The 17069-nt window shown below is 72.5% G+C and carries 15 protein-coding genes and 1 pseudogene; 12 read left to right on the forward strand and 4 right to left on the reverse strand.

The window, feature by feature from the left end:
• Nucleotides 1–45: 45 nt before the first annotated feature.
• Nucleotides 46–543, forward strand: coding sequence for an NUDIX domain-containing protein (locus QSK21_RS01425; protein ID WP_285692963.1), 498 nt, complete (start codon nucleotides 46–48; stop codon nucleotides 541–543).
• Between the two features lie 26 nt (nucleotides 544–569).
• Here QSK21_RS01425 and QSK21_RS01430 read toward each other — a convergent pair whose 3' ends face one another.
• Nucleotides 570–1505 (reverse strand): hypothetical protein, encoded by a 936-nt coding sequence (locus QSK21_RS01430; RefSeq protein WP_285692964.1) that lies wholly within the window; start codon nucleotides 1503–1505, stop codon nucleotides 570–572.
• Between the two features lie 217 nt (nucleotides 1506–1722).
• Here QSK21_RS01430 and QSK21_RS01435 point away from each other — a divergent pair, with 217 nt between their 5' ends.
• The gene (locus tag QSK21_RS01435) at nucleotides 1723–2946 is read left to right on the forward strand and encodes a glycoside hydrolase family 6 protein (RefSeq protein WP_285692965.1); all 1224 of its coding nucleotides are present in this window, start codon (nucleotides 1723–1725) and stop codon (nucleotides 2944–2946) included.
• A 54-nt stretch (nucleotides 2947–3000) separates the two neighbouring features.
• Entirely contained in the window at nucleotides 3001–4287 is a 1287-nt protein-coding gene (locus tag QSK21_RS01440) for a phosphodiester glycosidase family protein (protein WP_285692967.1), read from the forward strand.
• A 22-nt stretch (nucleotides 4288–4309) separates the two neighbouring features.
• On the opposite strand, the gene QSK21_RS01445 is transcribed toward QSK21_RS01440, so the two are convergent.
• Nucleotides 4310–4687, reverse strand: coding sequence for a hypothetical protein (locus QSK21_RS01445; protein WP_285692969.1), 378 nt, complete (start codon nucleotides 4685–4687; stop codon nucleotides 4310–4312).
• A gap of 202 nt (nucleotides 4688–4889) precedes the next feature.
• On the opposite strand from QSK21_RS01445, the pseudogene QSK21_RS36030 reads away from it, so the two are divergent.
• The 3 genes and pseudogenes from QSK21_RS36030 to QSK21_RS01455 form a co-directional block, all read left to right on the forward strand.
• A pseudogene (locus QSK21_RS36030) lies at nucleotides 4890–5009 on the forward strand (DUF2510 domain-containing protein); the annotation flags it as partial.
• Between the two features lie 186 nt (nucleotides 5010–5195).
• Nucleotides 5196–5942 carry a M48 family metalloprotease gene (locus QSK21_RS01450; RefSeq protein WP_285692971.1) on the forward strand — a complete coding sequence of 249 codons (747 nt, stop codon included), beginning with the start codon at nucleotides 5196–5198 and terminating at the stop codon, nucleotides 5940–5942.
• Between the two features lie 57 nt (nucleotides 5943–5999).
• The gene (locus QSK21_RS01455) at nucleotides 6000–6452 is read left to right on the forward strand and encodes a VOC family protein (protein ID WP_285692972.1); all 453 of its coding nucleotides are present in this window, start codon (nucleotides 6000–6002) and stop codon (nucleotides 6450–6452) included.
• Nucleotides 6453–6457: 5 nt separating this feature from the next.
• On the opposite strand, the gene QSK21_RS01460 is transcribed toward QSK21_RS01455, so the two are convergent.
• On the reverse strand, nucleotides 6458–8566 hold the full coding sequence (locus QSK21_RS01460) for a hypothetical protein (protein WP_285692973.1): 2109 nt from the start codon (nucleotides 8564–8566) through the stop codon (nucleotides 6458–6460).
• 168 nt (nucleotides 8567–8734) lie between these two features.
• On the opposite strand from QSK21_RS01460, the gene QSK21_RS01465 reads away from it, so the two are divergent.
• Nucleotides 8735–11665, forward strand: a complete 2931-nt coding sequence (locus tag QSK21_RS01465) for an ATP-binding protein (RefSeq protein ID WP_285692974.1) — start codon at nucleotides 8735–8737, stop codon at nucleotides 11663–11665.
• Here QSK21_RS01465 and QSK21_RS01470 read toward each other — a convergent pair.
• Entirely contained in the window at nucleotides 11662–12669 is a 1008-nt protein-coding gene (locus QSK21_RS01470; protein ID WP_285692976.1) for an aldo/keto reductase, read from the reverse strand. The two genes, QSK21_RS01465 and QSK21_RS01470, sit on opposite strands and share 4 nt — an antisense overlap.
• A 108-nt stretch (nucleotides 12670–12777) precedes the next feature.
• On the opposite strand from QSK21_RS01470, the gene QSK21_RS01475 reads away from it, so the two are divergent.
• The 5 genes from QSK21_RS01475 (at nucleotide 12778) to QSK21_RS01495 (ending at nucleotide 17058) form a co-directional block, all read left to right on the forward strand.
• Complete coding sequence (locus tag QSK21_RS01475) at nucleotides 12778–13317, forward strand: TetR/AcrR family transcriptional regulator (RefSeq protein WP_285692977.1); 540 nt, start codon at nucleotides 12778–12780, stop codon at nucleotides 13315–13317.
• A gap of 138 nt (nucleotides 13318–13455) precedes the next feature.
• On the forward strand, nucleotides 13456–13863 hold the full coding sequence (locus QSK21_RS01480) for a VOC family protein (RefSeq protein ID WP_285692978.1): 408 nt from the start codon (nucleotides 13456–13458) through the stop codon (nucleotides 13861–13863).
• A gap of 52 nt (nucleotides 13864–13915) precedes the next feature.
• Complete coding sequence (locus QSK21_RS01485; protein ID WP_285692980.1) at nucleotides 13916–14527, forward strand: DUF1707 SHOCT-like domain-containing protein; 612 nt, start codon at nucleotides 13916–13918, stop codon at nucleotides 14525–14527.
• 153 nt (nucleotides 14528–14680) lie between these two features.
• Nucleotides 14681–15721, forward strand: a complete 1041-nt coding sequence (locus QSK21_RS01490) for a LacI family DNA-binding transcriptional regulator (RefSeq protein WP_285692982.1) — start codon at nucleotides 14681–14683, stop codon at nucleotides 15719–15721.
• Between the two features lie 41 nt (nucleotides 15722–15762).
• Nucleotides 15763–17058, forward strand: a complete 1296-nt coding sequence (locus QSK21_RS01495) for an ABC transporter substrate-binding protein (protein WP_285692984.1) — start codon at nucleotides 15763–15765, stop codon at nucleotides 17056–17058.
• Nucleotides 17059–17069 lie beyond the last annotated feature (11 nt).

Raw genomic sequence — 17069 nt, forward strand, 5'->3', positions numbered from 1 at the left:
GCTGCGCGCGCACGTCGGCTCGGACGGTCTGGAACGATCGGCTGCATGCGGCAGGTATCGGTAGGGCGTCGGCTGCTCGCGCGGGTGTGGCGGATGCTGAGCGGGCGCGTCCAATGGCGGGTGGCGCGGATCAGGCACCGGACGTTCCTGGTCTACGCCGCCGGGATCGTCCGGGACGAGGAGGGGCGGATCCTGCTGCTGCGGCACCGGCTGTGGCCTCCGTACCGGGCGTGGGGGCTGCCGGGCGGTTACGTCAACGCGGGCGAACGGCTGGAGGACGGCGTCGCACGCGAAGTGCGGGAGGAGACGGGGCTCCAGGTGAAGGTGGCGGGGCCGCCGGTGTGGCTGGCCAGCGGCTTCCGATTCCGCGTCGAGGCGTACTACGAGGCCGAGCTCGTCGGCGGCCGGCTCGATCTGGACCCGGGCGAGATCCTGGACGGCCGCTGGTACGCGGTGGACGGGCTGCCGGAGGAGATGTCGCCTCGCCTGCGGGACCTGCTCATCGCCCTTCCCGCGCCGGGAGGGTCGCGGAAAGGGCGATGAGAACGGCGACGATGCCGGACAGGGGCTCAGTCCTCGGGGAAGTCCTCCGGGTCCACCGTCTCCGTGTTGGCGGGATCGCCGGAGTCCGATTCGAGGTGGATCGTCCAGTCCTTCCAGGAGATGCGGGTTGCCGTGACGGTCGTGCGGTAGCCGATCGGGTCCTTGAAGCGCTCGAACGCGCATTCCCGGCCGAAGGTCCGGGCCTTGGCGTCCCAGTCGGTGCCCTCGGCGATGTAGACGGTGTACTTGCCGTCCGGAATACCCCTGACGGTGGTCTTCTTACCGCTGCGGACGTAGACGGACAGGAAGGTCTTCTTGCCCTTGGCCAGGGCGACCACGGCGTCATCGCCGCCGCCTCTGACGATGAGCGAGCCGCGCCCGCCGCGCCTGCCGGAGTGGATCAGCTTCCCGTTGGACGGGCGCTTGGACCGCTTCTGACCGGCGGCCGGCACGGCCAGTTCGACGGCGCCGCCGGGGAGCTTGGCCTCCAGCGCCGTGATGCCGGTGCGGAGGGCCGTGGCGCCGTCGGTGTCGCCCACCCTGGCCCTCACCGCGCCGCCGGTGCACAGGTGCCGGCCGTCCACCAGGTCGGCGACGACGTTCAGATCGGCGTAGGTCCGCTGCAACGCGAGGAGCAGATTCGTATGCTCCCGCGCGGTCGCCGGGGGCGGTGTCACGGCCCGCAGCGCGTTCGCGGTCTGGCCCGTCGCCTGCCGGACCGCGGTGACCCGGCCTTCCAGGCCCTTGTACCCCTTGGCCTTGTCGAGTTCCTTCAACGCCGACTGCAAAGGCTTGACCGCGCTCGCCACCCTGGACTCGTACTCCTGGAGGGATATGGGCCTGACGGATGGGCCGCCGGACGCCCTTCCCTCGATGTCCGAACCGGCCGAACAGGCCCCGGAACAGAGCGTGCCCGACACGAGGACCGCGCCCCAGGCCGCTCCGCGCAAAGTGATCATCATGGAATTATGGTCGCGAGAATCTCTCACCGACCCGCGCGGGCGCGGCCGGATCGGGCCAACGCGCCGACGCCGTCCGGGGCCTGATCCGGCCTGGGCCGAGGGGTTGACGGGCGCCCGGGTCAACGGGACGCTGTGCATTCACCGGGCTCATGGGAGCGCTCCCATAGCTGGGAGCATGGGAGCGCTCCCACACCCCAGCGCCCACCCATGAGGGAGCATGATGAAACCACGTCCCGGCCTTCCGGCCGCCGCGGCGGCCCTGCTCTTTTCCCTGCTCGTCACCCTGCTGGGCAGCGCCGCGCCCGCACAGGCGACGACCCGGTCCCATGACCCGCTCGACCGCCACACCCGTTTCTACGTCGAACCCGAGACCAACGCCGGGAACCAGGCGAGGATCTGGGCGAAGGCCGGACGCGCCGAGGACGCGAAGCACATGCGGGCCCTCTCCAAGGTCTCGCAGGCGGTCTGGTTCACCAGCGGCACGCCCGCGGAGGTCCGCAAGTCCGTCCAGGCCACGATGCGGCAGGCGGTGCGGCAGCGGTCGGTGCCCGTCCTGGTCGCGTACTACGTCCCGGGACGGGACTGTTCCCAGTACTCGGCCGGCGGCGCGCCCAGCGAGCAGGCGTACCGGGAATGGATCAAGGCGTTCGCGTCCGCGGTCGGCGGCCACAGGGCCGTCGTGATCGTCGAGCCGGACGGGCTCGCGCTGCTGTCCAGCGAGCCCTGGTGCGGCGAGGGCGGCGGCGGCTCCACCGGCCTCCCCGAGGACTTCTCCCTGGTCGACCAGCGCTTCCGCGAGATCAACTACGCGGTCGACACCTTCCGGCGGCTTCCGCGTACCGCGGTCTACATCGACGCGGGCCACTCCGCGTGGCAGCAGCTCAACGACTACGACGCGGGCTTCGGCGTGCCCAGCCAACAGCTCGGCATGGCCAGCCGCCTGCTGCGCGGCGGCATCGCCAAGGCGGACGGCTTCTTCCTCAACGTGTCCAACTACCGCACGACCGCGGAGCTGACCGCGTACGGCACGGACCTGGCGAAGTGCCTGCGCCACCGGCAGACCACAGGCGCGGCGACGTGCTCGCAGGAGGACTTGGCGCGCGTCACGTCCGACCCGCGCAAGCTCACCCACTTCGTGCTCGACACCAGCCGCAACGGCCTCGGCCCCTGGACGCCCCCGCCCGGGAAGTACACCGACGCCCAGGACTGGTGCAACCCGCCCGGACGCGCCCTGGGAGCCCGCCCGACCACCCGCACCGGCAACGGCCTCATCGACGCGTTCCTCTGGGTGAAGCGCCCCGGTGAGTCCGATGGCCAATGCACACGCGGCACGGCCGGACCCGAGGACCCCGAGTACGGCATCGTCGATCCGCCCGCCGGCGCGTGGTGGCCCGACTACGCCCTCGGCCTCGCCCAGCGAGCCGTTCCACCGCTGAACTGACCCCGAACGGCGGCGAGGGCCGCCACATCCCACCGTCGCCCCACCGTTTCGGCCATGATCAGCAGGCCGGTGTACCGCGGGCTGCTGGGAAGGGCGGGGTCGGTGAGGCGACGGTGGTCGGTCTGCCTGGTGGCGGGCGGGTCGTGGGCCGCGCTGTGCGGCGCGGTTCCGGCGGTCGCGGACGCCACGACCGCCGGGGTGACCGCGCCGGAGTACACCTTCACCGCGAAGGTGGCGCCGGGTGTGACGTTCCGGACGTTCGCCACCTCGGGGATCGGCGGCCCCGCCCTCGGCGACCTCATGACGATCGACCTGCGCGACCCACGGGTCGAGGTGGGACTGCTGCGCCCGCCGGTGGTCGCCGCCCGCCGAACGGTGTCGTCGATGGCCAACGCCCGGCACGCCGTCGGCGGCGTGAACGGCGACTTCTTCAATATCGGCTTCAATATCGGCAACACCCAGCCGGGCGTCGAGGCGACCGGGTCGCCGGTCGGGCCCGAGGTGGACGACGGGCGCCCGCTCAAGGCCGCGGTCCCGGCCGGCCAGCGGTTCGGCCCGGAACTGCCGCCGGCCACGACCACCGAGGACGTCATCGGCGTGGGCGAGGACGAGCGCGCGCACGTGGCACGGCTGACCCTGCAAGGGACGATCCGTTCCCGCAAAGCCACGCTGCCGCTGCGCGGGCTCAACCAGTACGCGTTGCCGGTCGGCGGTGCCGGGGCGTTCACCAGCGACTGGGGCGGCGTGTCACGCCGGCGCGCGGTGTGCGGCAGCGACACCGACAGGGACGACCCGTGCAGCACCGACACCGCCGAGGTCACCGTGCGGCGTGGCGCGGTCGTCAAGGTCGAGGAGGCGGTGGGCGCGGGCGCCATACCGCCTGACACGACGGTCCTGGTCGGGCGCGAGAAGGCCGCCGGAGCGCTGCGGACGCTGCGTCCCGGCGACCGGGTGAGCGTCCGGTACCGGTTCACCGGCCCCGAGCGGTTCCGCTTCGCCCTCGGCGGGTTCCCGATCCTCCGGGACGGCGTGCCGCTCGACGGGCTCGACACCCGCCGGCCGGCGCCCCGTACGGCGGCCGGGGTCGGCGGGGACGGCCGGTACCTGTACCTGGTGGTCGTGGACGGCAGGTCGGCGCGCAGCGGCGGGCTGACCGTCGCCGAGCTGGCCGGCCTGCTCGACCGGGCCGGCGCGGACGACGCGGTGAACCTGGACGGCGGCGGCTCCTCGACGTTCGTCGCGCGCCTCCCCGGCGAGCCGTCCGCGACCGTCCGGAACGTGCCCTCCGACGGGACGGAGCGCGCCGTCGCCAACGGGATCGGGGTGTTCACCCGCCGCTGACGACGGCGCGCGCCTCACCGGCTCAGGCGGCCTGGTCGTCGTCGATGACGACCAGGCGGGCGAACCCGGCGCCGATCACGGCGTTCACCGGGACGGAAGCGACGACCTGGTAGGACTGCGGGCCGTCCGCCGCCACCGTGTCGCCGCGCACCGGCACCTGGAGCTCGGGCGCCGCGTCGCGGACGGGCAGCGGCTCGTCCAGCCGCAGCGTCACGCGATGGCCGCCGCCCTGGAACGCCTCGATCGTCCAGTCCTTCGAGGGGGACGGCACCGGGGCCGCGTACGCGGTCCCACCGGCCACGAGCGCCGACACCAGCGCGACACCGGCGACCGCGGATCTCAACGCCGAGCCCCGCGCGGATCCGCGGGCCCGTTCGCGGGCACGCGGGAAGAGGGACATAGGGCGTTCCTTTCGACTGGTTTCGGTCGAAAAGATTCCAAATGACGATCTTGGCCGATTACGTCCGCGTTGCACGGCGGTAAAAGATCTCTACGGGGCCGTAGATTCACGTCTCACGCACACCGTGTTGACGCTGTGGCGCACGGTGCGGAAACCTCGGAGTCAACGCCGTTCAACCCCCCGGACCGGAGGTAGGAACCCGGTGAGCGCGTCGCCCGGCTGGTATCCGGATCCGCACTGGATGGGACGCGAGCGCTACTGGGACGGCCGAGCCTGGACCGACCGGTCACGCCTCTGGGAAGGCAACCGCGGCCCGGCCCCGTCCGCTCCCCCGACACCCGCTCAGCCGGCACCCACTCAGCCGGCACTCGCCCGCCCGGCGCCCGTTCGGCCGGCGCCCGTTCAGCGGGCGCCCCGCGCCGTCGACGCCCCGCCCCGGGCATCCGCCGCGCGTCCGCCCCGATCCGCGACACCGGCGCTGACCCTCCTCACCGCCCTGGCGACGGAGATGGCGATCGTCGGTCCGGTCGCGGTGGCGCTGCACCTGCGCTGGCCCGTCTGGGGCGCGGCGGTGCCCTTCCTGCTCTGGTGGACGGTGGCCCTGCTCCCGTACCGGCCACGCTCGAAGACGCCCCACCGCGAACCGGACGGCAAGGAACTGGCGCGCCTGGCCGACCCCTGGCGGCATGTCCTCCACCGGGCCGGGCTGGACCCGCGCGACCACCGCGTCCTCCTCACCGACCGCGACACGCTGAACGCCTGCGCGACCACCGGTCACGACATCGTGGTCACCGAGCGGTCGGCCCGTACCCTGGCGCCCAACCAGCTCGAAGCGGTGCTCGCGCACGAGCTGGGCCACCGGTCCACCGCGTCCTTCACCCGCCTGACCTGGCCGAGCAGGCTGCTGTGGTGGACGCTCAGCGCCTTATGGACACCGGTCGGGCCCATGTGGAGACGGGCGGTCGCATGGCACCGTCCCATCGGCTTTCTGCTGGTCTTCCTGCTCGCCGCCCTCGCCACCGCGGTGACCGTCATCGCCGTTGTGCCCGCCGCCCTGACCCATGCCCTGCACCGCGCGGCACGCCCGCTGACCGACCGCACCGAGTTCCAGGCCGACGACTTCGCCGTACGCCTCGGCCTGGGCCCCGGCCTTCTCGCGGCGATAGAGCACCGGCTGGAGGCCACGCCCGCCGACAAGCCCCTGCCCCCGCGCCTGCTGCGCCGGGCCGAGCGCCTGCGCCGCCGACTCGCCTGAGGCACGCCGCCGTCCCTCGCTTGCGACCGGCCGGCGACAGGCATTAGGACTGGTCACATGGCATTGGGCTGGAAGCTGGTCATCGACAGCGTGAACGCACCCGTCATCGCGGACTTCTGGGCCGCGGCGCTGGAGTACGAGGTGGAGGATCCCACCCCGCTCATCGAGCAACTGCTCGCGGCGGGGCGTATCGACGCCGAGGCGGTCACCGAGCATGGCGGTCGTAAGATCTTCCGGGGCTACTCGGCGATCCGGCACCCCGACGACCCGTTCGACGAGACCAGCGGCATCGGCCACGGCCGGCGACTGCTGTTCCAGGACGTTCCCGAGCGCAAGACCGTCAAGAACCGCCTGCACATCGACGTCCACAGCGGGCCGGGCGGCTTGGACGACCTGGTCGAGCGCCTGGAAAGCCTGGGCGCGACCCGCGTCCGCGAAGTGGACAAGGGTCCCGCCGGTCACTGGTGGCTCATGCGGGACCCCGAAGGCAACGAGTTCTGCGCCGCCTGAGCCCGTCAGGACTTGCCGCCGAAGAGGGGTGGCGGGCCATGGCGGGGACCGGACTGGTGCCCCGGAGGCGGACCCGGTTGCAGCGGAAGGGGTTCTCGCGGGACGGGCGCCGCAGGCGGGGCGGCGGTCCAGCCCGGAGTGGTGGCCGGAACTCCCGAGGAGATGGCCTGCTGCGGAGCGGGCGGGTCGGGCAGGGGGTCGAGGCTCACCCGGTCCAGGGTCACGATGGCGGGGTCGCACTCGACAGGGGTCAGGACGCGACCGCCACCCGGCGCGGACTCGACCAGGAGGAGGGCGTGGTCGGGAAGGTGCTGGAGGGTGACAGGTTCGATGACGTACTCGTAGACGCGCTGCGTGGAGTCGGTGTCGCTCCAGTTCGTGCCCTCGGCATAGGAGTAGGTGGCGGACCAGTTGCGCGAGGTGGAGGTCGAGGTGCCCGTGGTGTCGCTGGTGCTGCGTGAGCCGCCCCGGTTGGAGCCGGACTGGCGGTTGGTGGAGCGGTCGGGGAACAGGCCGAACATCTCGCCGCCCGAGTAGGTGACGCCCGACGAGCGGCTGGTCCCCCAGTTGGTGGACGTGCCGGTGGTGCGGCTGGTGGAGTAGGTCTCCGAGTCGCTGTGGCCGCTGGTGTCGGAACTGGTGTGGGACTCGTTGCCGCCGACGCTCTTGGTGATCTGGGACAGGACGAAGCGGTACTCGCGGCCGATGAAGTCGGCGGCGCGGGTCGCGTCCTCGTTGTTGCCGAGCCGCATGAACGCCACCGCGCCGCCCCCGATCAGTTCGGCGGACGTCTCGCGCAGGCGCCGGAACAGGAACGTGAGGGGCACGCCGCGTCGCTCGCAGGCGTCCGACAGCCGTTCCAGGTGGCGCCGGGCCAGCTCGTCGGCTCCGGCGACGACCACGGCGGGGGTGGAGTCGGACGTGGCGGCGATGCGATGGGTGACCCACTGGACGATCAGGTCGGTGAGCAGCTCGGAGCGGACGTTGCGGGCGCGGCTGTCCAGCGCGACGACGGTCAGGTAGCCGGCGGAGCGGTCCTCGCGCGGCGCTGTGCCGAGGTTCTCCAGGGGGTGCAGGTAGGACTCGATGCGCGACAGGTTGGCGTGCGCCTGGCGCCGGTACTCGACGGTGAAGAGCTCACTGGCGATGCGGCGGCGCTCGTCGCGGGTGAGGGCGTCGGACGTGTCGGGTTCGCCCATCAGGGCGCGCAGGGCGGCGGCGATCCGGCCGAAGGTGATGTCGCCGTTGAGGGCGCCGCACACGGTGGTGAGGATCCGGTCGTCCATGCTGCGTTCCGCGCGGGCGGTCTCGGGCGTGCCGCCGTGCATGGACTCGACGATGGCGTCCACCAGGTCGCGCGGCGGCAGGTCGACCAGCAGCGTCGCGGACTCCTGGCGGCCGGGCAGGAGCTGGACGTCCACGCCCTTCCAGGCGTGCTGGGCGAGCGAGACCAGCTCACCGCTGACGAGCTCGCGGGACAGGTCCAGCACCAGCAGCGGCTGCGCGGCGAGGGTGGACGTCCCGTACGTGGTGAGCAGCGCCTCCCAGGACCACAGCGTGCCGCCGAACACGTCCAGGCGGCGGGACGGGCGCGGCACCGCGCCCCACTCGGGAAGGCCGTCGAGGCGGGCGCGTTCGGCGGCCTCGTGCGCCTGCTTGCGCGCCTGCCATTGCCGGGCCGCCTCCTCGTAGCCCCCGACGGTCTGCCGGTGCGCCAGCTCGTACGCCTGCCGCGCGCCGTTGCGCCGCTGGACGGCGATCAGCGTCAGGGCCGTCCCGGGTGCCGCGGCGATCAGTGCCAGCAGCAGCGCGCCCGCCGGGACGGGGGTCCCGGCGCCGCCGCCGGACGCGGTGCAGGCCGCGAAGAGCGCGAGGATCGCGGCGACTCCCAGGCTGGCGGGAAGGGTGCGGCGCAGGCGGTGCCGCGCGTCCCGCTCGGTGTCGGTGACCCTGCGGGCCAGGTAGTCGGGGAGTTGCCGCCGCTGGGGAGGCGCCTCGGGGAACGGGCGCAGGAACCACCAGCGGTCGCGGAACACCCAGCCGAGCCGCGGATCCGGGCTGAACAGCCTGTCCCTGCGGCCCAGCAGCGCCTGGTGGTCGATGCCGTCCCGCACGAGCGCGAACCCCCGTTCTGGTGTCGGCCCCTCTCGGTCGATGACGCAAAAACACACAAGCAGATTGACACCGGACTTGTCAGCGGTTCTCCCTAGAATTCGGCTTCCCATCGGGCATCTTGCTCACTAGCCTGACTGATCACGTCCCGCTGCGGAGGGTGTGGAGGCATGGCCGGACGACTGCCCGACACGCTGCGGCAACGGATGCGCGCCTTGCCCGTGTGCCGCCTCCTTGAGGCGCCGCGGCCGCAGGGCGAGGACGCCGAGCCGGACGGCCGCGACGAGTGGCGCGACCAGCGGATGGCCGCGCTGGTGTCGGCGTACCACGCCGGTCACGGCCCGGACGGGGAGAGCGGCGCGGTGCTGGTGGCATGGCGGCGCACCCAGGCGTCCGGGCCGACGGAGGTGTTCGTCGGCGGGGACTCGCTTATCGCCGACGCGTCCGAGGGCGGCGCCGCGACGCTGAGCCTGCCCGCGGGCGGGCGTGGCACCCTCCTGCCCGAGGGGCTGCTGGCGGACGCGATGGGCACGTTCCCGCATTGGGTACGGATCGGCGGCATCTCCGACGGCCTGCTGGCCGACCCCGTCCCGGACGGGAGGAGGGACGGGACGAGGGAACCGGCGCGTCCGTCACTGGAGGACGGCCTGCTGTCGGTGTGGATGCAGCCGTTCGCGTGGCTGCTGCTCGCCGAGCCCGTGGAGACCGGCGAGGCCGACCGGCTCGCAGTCGAGCTGGCGGACCGGCAGCAGTACTTCAGGTCGATGGCGGAGATGTCACCGGAGCACGCGGTGGCCTCGATCCGCGACGAGCATCGGCATCGCGAGCTGCGCCAGGCCACCACGTCCGGACTGTGGAGGGTGCGGCTCCTGGCCGGTGCCACGACGGAACGCGCGGCGGCGCGCGTGGCGGGGCTGGTGTGCGCGTCGGCCGATCTGGACGGGCTGCCGTACGCGCTCGTCCCCGAGACCCAGGCGAGCCTCGGGGGCGAGCGTGACGAGCCCGGCGCGGCCAGGCCGTCGTTCCCGTTCGAGGCGAGCACGCAAATGCTCGCCGCGCTCGCCCGGCCACCGCTGCGGGAGGTCGCGGGGGTGCGGTTCACGCTGCGCCCCGAGTTCGACGTGACGCCCGAGGCGTCCGCCTCGGGCGCGGACGGGATCGCGCTGGGACGCGTCCTGGACCGCAACCGCCGTGAGGTCGGCGACCTCACGCTGCCGCTGTCGAGCCTGAACCGGCACACCTTCGTGTGCGGCGCGACCGGCGCCGGCAAGTCGCAGACCGTCCGCGCGCTGCTGAGCGCCGCGTCGGGGGCGGGGCTGCCGTGGCTGGTGGTGGAGCCCGCCAAGGCCGAGTACCGGCTGATGGCCGCGCGCCTCCCGGACGCCGAGGTGGTGGCGATCCGTCCCGGTGACCCCGGGGCGATCGCGGCCGGGATCAACCCGTTGGAGCCCGCGACCGGACCGGACGGGCGGCCGTTCCCGTTGCAGACGCACGCCGACCTGGTGCGCGCGCTGTTCCTGGCGGCGTTCGAGGCCGACGAGCCGTTCCCTCAAGTGCTGAGCGCGGCGCTGACCCGGTGCTACGAACGGCTCGGCTGGGACCTGGCGCTGGGCGAGCCCGCCGTCCCGGGCGCGACGCCCCGCTACCCGACGCTGGGCGACCTGCAAGCGGCGGCCGAGGCCGTGGTGGACGAGATCGGGTACGGGCAGGAGATCACCGACAATGTCCGCGGGTTCGTCCGGGTGCGGCTGTCCAGCCTCCGCCTCGGCACCACCGGCCGGTTCTTCGAGGGCGGGCACCCGGTCGACTTCGGCGAGCTGCTGAGCCGCAACGTCGTCCTGGAGATCGAGGACGTGGGGGACGACCGCGACAAGGCGTTCCTCATGGGCACGGTGCTGGTGCGCCTGGTGGAGCACCTCCGGCTGCGCCACCGCCACCGGACCGGCGGGGCGCTGCGGCACCTCAGCGTGTTCGAGGAGGCGCACCGGCTGCTGCGGCGCACCGAGGAGGCGGGTCCCGCGTCGCACGCGGTGGAGACGTTCGCGGGGCTGCTGGCCGAGATCCGCGCCTACGGCGAGGGGCTGGTCGTGGCCGAGCAGATCCCGGCGAAGCTCGTCCCGGACGTCATCAAGAACACCGCCGTCAAGATCGTCCACCGGCTGCCGGCCCGGGACGACCGGGACGCGGTCGGCGCCACGATGAACATCACCGAGGCCCAGTCGCAGTTCCTGGTCACCCTCACTCCGGGCGAGGGCGCGGTCTTCACCGACGGCATGGACTTCCCGCACCTCGTCCGGATGCCGGACGGCACGAAGCTGGAGGCGGCCTCCGACCCGGCCGTCGCCTCCCCCGCGTCGGTGGTGTCGCCGCGCAGCCTCACCTGCGGGAACGATTGCAAGGCGTCGCCGTGCACGCTGCGCGACATGCGCACCGCCCACCACACGCTGACGCTGCGCCCGGAACTGGTCCTGTGGGCGGAGCTGGCCGCCGCCGCGCACCTGACCGGCTGGGGAACGCCCGTCCCGGACGAGACCGTGCTGGAGGCGGTACGGGCGCTCCCGCCACGGCTGCGCGACTGCACGCTCTCGCACGCCGTGGACGCCGCCGTCGCCGCCCGGTCCAGCGTGATCCCGCCGTCCAGCGGTGACCAGGCGCTGGCCGGTCACCTGGTCGCCGTCCTGCGCGCCTCGTTGGACGGAACGGCCGGGTGCGCGAACGACGAGACCGAGTTCCTTGCCGCGCCCTACCGATGGTGCCTGGTGCTGGAGGAACTGCGGTCGGCGCAGAAGGTCTCACCGGGACCGGGACGCCATCCGCGCAGCGACGCATGGGCCGCCGCTCACGGGCGCGAGATCCCCGGCGCCACCCTCGCCGAGCAGTACGAGCACGTCTCCGCCTGGTGGGACCGGGACCAGCGCGACCGGGACGCCTGCGCCGCCGCGTTGTGGGGAACGGCCGTCCCCTCCGCGATCGAGACCGCGGTGGGCGTGCGCCGCGACGACGGTGACTGGGCGGCCCGCCTTCGCGAGTCCACGGCGCCGCTCGGCAACCACACAGGACTCCTGGACTCCTACATCCCGGTCGAGCCTGGGAACGGTTAGACGATCTCGGGCATGAAGTGCCGGAGCTCGGGCGGAAGTTCCGGCAGGCGCTCGCCGGAGACCTGCCCGGCGATGCCTTCGACGGCGTCCAGGTCGTCCTGGCCGAGCCGCAGGTCGAGCGCGGCGACGTTCTCCTTCACGCGGGCGGGGTGCCTGGTGCCCGGGATCGGTACCACGGTCAGGCCATGCACCTCGGAGCGCTGGACGAGCCAGGCCAGCGCGATCTGGGCCGGAGTGGCGCCGTGCGCCTCCGCCAGGCGATGGACGGGGCCGAGCAGTGCCGCGTTGTGCCGCGCGTGCTGGGGAGCGAAGCGCGGGAACATCCGCCGCTCGTCCTCCGCGTCCAGCTCGGTGGTGGTGATCGTCGCGCCGGTGAGCACGCCGCGTCCCAGCGGGGAGTACGGGACGAACGCGATGCCCAGCTCGGCGCACGCGGGGACGAGCGCGCTCTCCACCTTCCGGTAGAAGAGGTTCCATTCGTTCTGGACGGCCGCGATGGGATGTTCTCCGTGGGCCGCGCGAAGCTGGTCGGTGCCCAGGTTGGACAGGCCGATGCATCTGACCTTGCCCTCGTCCACCAGTTCGGCCATCGCGCCGACGGTCTCCTCGATGGGGACGGCCGGGTCGGGCAGATGCTGGTAGTAGAGATCGATGTGGTCCGTCCCGAGGCGGCGCAGGCTCGCCTCGCACGCCTCGCGCACGTAGGCGGGGTCGCCGCGGACTCCGAGCGGCCGCCCGGTCTCCGGGTCGCGGACGCCGCCGAACTTGGTGGCGAGCACGACCTCGTCCCGGGGGACGGTGGCGAGGAACTCGCCCAGCAACCGCTCGTTGTCCCCCAGCGCGTACACGTCGGCGGTGTCCCAGAACCGCACTCCGCCGTCGAAGGCGTCCCGGAGGACCGCGAGCGCCTGGTCCCGGTCGACCGGCCCATAGGACGTGGTGAGGTTCATACAGCCCAGGCCGAGGGCGCCGACCCTGAGGCCGGACAGCATGACATCGCGCATCGCTGCGCCTCCTGTACTAGAATGGTGGAAGCGGGATGAGCATCCCACTTATGGTGGACGATACGGGACGCCCATCCCGTTTGTCGAGCGTCCTCGGGAGAAAAACCAGTGCGAGCCGATGCCAGGCGCAACCGCGAGCGGGTGCTGAGCGCGGCGATCGAGGCGTTCGCCGCCGAGGGGCTGTCGGTCCCGGTGCACGAGATCGCCCGCCGCGCCGGGGTCGGAACGGGCACGGTCAGCCGGCACTTCCCCACCAAGGAGGCGCTCTACGACGCGATCATCCTGCACCGCGTCGAGCATCTGATCGGGCGCGCCCGCGAGCTGGCCGCATCGGCGGAGCCCGGCGCCGCGTTCTGGGACTTCTTCGCGTTCATGGTGGACAAGGGCGCGCTCGACCACGGCCTCGCCGAGGCCCTGGCCGGCAGCGGCTACGACGTCGAGGCGGCCGCCGAACGCACCGGCCACGACGTCATGGGCGCCATGCGCGACCTCCTCACCGCCGCCCAGCGGGCGGGCGAGGTCCGCCAGGACGTCGACGTCGCCGACGTCAAGGCGCTGATAACGGCGTGCCTGGCCCGCATGCGCAACGGCTCCGGCGACGACGGCCGCCGCATCATGACGATCATCCGCGCCGGCCTCCGTCCCTAGAGGGCGCGGGCTCCTTGGCCGGGTGTTTGCCCAATCGCGGCCATGCGGAATCCGAAGAGCGGTTGTCGCATCCCGGACCGCGCTGTGAGGATCGAAACGTCGGGTGGTTCCGCCCGATGCCGTCGTTAGGAGCATCCCATGGCCTCACTGCTCAACCCCTACCTCAACTTCGACGGGGACGCGCGCCCGGCGATGGAGTTCTACCAGGGGGTCTTCGGCGGAGAGCTGTCGCTGATGACCTTCGGCGAGCAGGGGATGGCCGACACCCCGCACGCCGACAAGATCATGCACGGTTCGCTGAAGACCGAGCAGGGCTACGTGCTGATGGGCGCCGACGCCCCGCCCGGCACGGCGCTCAACCCCGGCGACAACATCACGGTCTGCCTGAGCGGGGACGACGCCGACCTGCTCCGGGGCTACTTCGCGAAGCTGTCGGAGGGAGGCACCGTCTCCGTCCCCCTGGAGAAGCAGATGTGGGGCGACGAGTACGGCGCCTGCACCGACCGGTTCGGCATCAACTGGATGGTCGACATCAGCACCGGCTGAGGCGCTGGATCCGGCCGCGCCCGCGGGGCCGGATCTCCGTATCATCTGTCGCATGACGAGCGACTCCCCGGACCCGTCCCGGCGGAAAGACCTGCGCGTGTCCCATGCGGAGCGGGACGCCGTCGTGGAACGGCTGCGCGAGGCGGCGGGCGAGGGACGGCTCGACCTCGACGAGCTGGAGTCGAGGGTCGGCCTCGCGCTGACCGCCAAGACCTACGGCGATCTGGAGGCCCTGACCGCCGACCTGCCGCCGCAGCCCCCGCCGCGCCAGGAGCCGCCGCTGGTCCTCAAGGGCGGGCTGAACGGGGCGTCCCGCACCGGGCGCTGGCGCGTCCCCGAGCACATCACCGCGGACGGCGGCCTGGGCGGCGTCAAGATCGACTTCACCCGCGCGGACTGCCCGCTGCCGGAGGTCCGGGTGGAGGCGCACGGGCAGGCGGCGGGCGTCACCATCGTCGTCCCGGACGGCTGGATGGTGGAGACCAGCGGGTTCGACCCCGCCATCGGCGGCCTCAAGGACAAGACCGACCACGACCCGCTCCCCGGCACCCCGTTGATCCGGCTCACGGGCAACGGCGGCTCGGCGGGCGTGGTCGTCCGCCATCCCAACCGCTGGGAACGCCGCAAGCTCGAACGCAACCCCCCGAACACGTCCCTCGGCTGACCCCGCCCGCACGCCGCCACAGGTCACGAAGGAGCATCGGCGTGTTATGGGACCTTGACATGGTGTGGGCGTGATGCCAGTTTGATCGTTCAAATGGGCAATTTGAACGATCAAAATCCGGCCGCCGGCCGACCTGGCGCCACGATTTCCGAGGTGGCGGCGCGGGCGGGCGTCTCCCGGCAGACGGTGTCGAACGTGCTGAACGCGCCGGGACGGGTGGCGCCGGAGACGGCGGAGCGGGTACGGAGCGCGATCGCCGCGCTCGGCTACCGGCCGAACCGGGCCGCGCGGAACCTGCGGGAACGCGCCAGCCGGTGCATCGGATTCAAGATCGCCCATCCGGCCGGGCTGAACAACCTGCTCGATCGGTTCCTGCACGCGCTCGCGGACGCGGCCGGCTCGGCGGGCTACCACGTGCTGCTGTTCACCAGCCCCGAGTCCGACGCGGCCACCGGGGCCGCCCCGGCCACCGCGACCATGGCCACCACGGCCATCGCCGACGCCGAGCTGGCCTGTTACGAGGACCTGGTCGGCACCGGCACGGTCGACGCCTTCGTGGTCGCCGACGTCGTCGTGAACGACCCGCGTCCCGCGTGGTGCGCGCGCATGGGCGTCCCCTGCGTCTGCTTCGGGCGTCCCTGGGGCAGGGAGCACGAGCTGTACTCCTGGGTGGACGTGGACGGCGGCGACGGGCTGGCCCAGTCGGTGGACCACCTGGTCGCACGCGGCCACCGGCGCATCGCCTACCTCGGCTGGCCGGAGGGCAGCCGGGTCGGGGACGAACGCAGGGCCGGCTGGGACAGGGCCATGCGCCGCCACGGCCTGGACCCGTCCGGCCTGGCGGGAGGCTGCGAGGAGGACACGGCCGCGGTGTCGGCGGTGGCCCGCGAGCTGCTGGCGATGCCCGACCCGCCCACCGCGTTCGCCTGCGGCAGCGACACGTTCGCGGTGGCGGCGCGGCTCGCGGGCGGCCTGGACCCGCACGGCGTCCCGAAGGTGGACGTGGTCGGGTACGACGACTCCCCCGCGCTGGCGCTGATGGCGCCGCCGATGCCGAGCGTGCGGCAGCCCGTGGACGAGGTGGCCCGCCGCATCGTGGACCTGCTGCTGGAGCGGATCCGCACGCCCGGCCTCCCGCCCGAGGGGGTGATGCTGCGCCCAGAACTGGTCACTCGGGGGGAGGCCGGGCGGTGACCCGGCGATGGCAATGGCAGCTCCGCGAGAAAGGAAAGATCGTGACACCCCTGACGACGACGATGCGTCACGCGATCGCGATAGGAAGCATGGCGGCCCTCATCGCCGCCTCCGCCGTGGCCTGCGGTGGTGACGAGGGCTCCGGTGGTACGACCGACGAGCTGACGGGACGAGGGCCCATCACCCTCGCCCAGGGCAAGGACACCTCCGGCAACCTCCAGAGGCAGATCAACGACTGGAACGCCCAGCATCCCAACGAGAAGGTGCGGCTCATCGAGCTGCCCGAGGACGCCGACGGGCAACGCCAGCAGATGGTGCAGAACGCCCAGGCCAAGTCCGACGCCTACACGGTGCTGGCCCTGGACGTGGTGTGGACGGCCGAGTTCGCCGCCAACCGCTGGATCACCCGGCTGCCGGAGAACCAGTTCAACCTCGGTTCGCTCCTGCCACCCACGGTGAAGACCGCCCAGTACCGGAACCGGCTCTACGCCGTCCCGTTCAAGACCAACGCGGGCCTGCTGTTCTACCGCACCGACCTGCTGGAGCAGGCGGGCCTCGACGAGCCGCCGAAGACCTGGTCGGAGATGACCTCCGCCTGCGACAAGGTCAAGGACGAGGGGGTGGCCTGCTACGGCGGCCAGTTCGAGAAGTACGAGGGCCTGACCGTCAACTTCTCCGAGGCCGTCCACAGCGCGGGCGGCGTGGTGGTCAACGACCAGGGCGCGCCCAACGTCAACACGCCGCAGGCCAAGCAGGGCCTGGACTTCCTCGCCCAGGGCTTCAAGTCCGGCCGCATCCCGAAGTCGGCCATCACGTTCAAGGAGGAGGAGGCGCGCCGCGAGTTCGAGAAGGGCGGGCTGTTCTTCCTGCGGCAGTGGCCGTACCAGTGGGCGCTGTCGAACAAGAAGGGCGACTCGAAGGTCGTGGGCAAGTTCGACGTGGCGCCGCTGCCCGGCGCGAACGGCCCCGGCGCGCCCACGCTGGGCGGCTACAACCTGGCGATCTCCTCGTTCGGCAAGAACAAGGCGACCGCGCTCGACTTCATCAAGTTCCTCACCGACGAGCAGCGGCAGCGGCAGAACCTGCTGGCGACCTCGGAGGCGCCGACGCTGGCCTCGCTGTACGACGACGCCGAGCTGCAGAAGAAGTTCCCGTACCTGCCGGTCCTGAAGCAGTCGCTCCTCAACGCCAGGCCGCGGCCGGTCGTGGTCCGGTACGGCGACGTGACCGAGGCGATCCAGGAGAACGCCTACGCCGCGCTCAGCGGGACCAAGACCACCGATCAGGCCCTCGCCGACATGCAGGCCAAGCTCACCGAGCTGACCAAGCAGCAGTAGCGGCGCTGCGA

This window comes from Actinomadura sp. NBRC 104412 (assembly GCF_030269515.1).
Classification (GTDB): domain Bacteria; phylum Actinomycetota; class Actinomycetes; order Streptosporangiales; family Streptosporangiaceae; genus Spirillospora.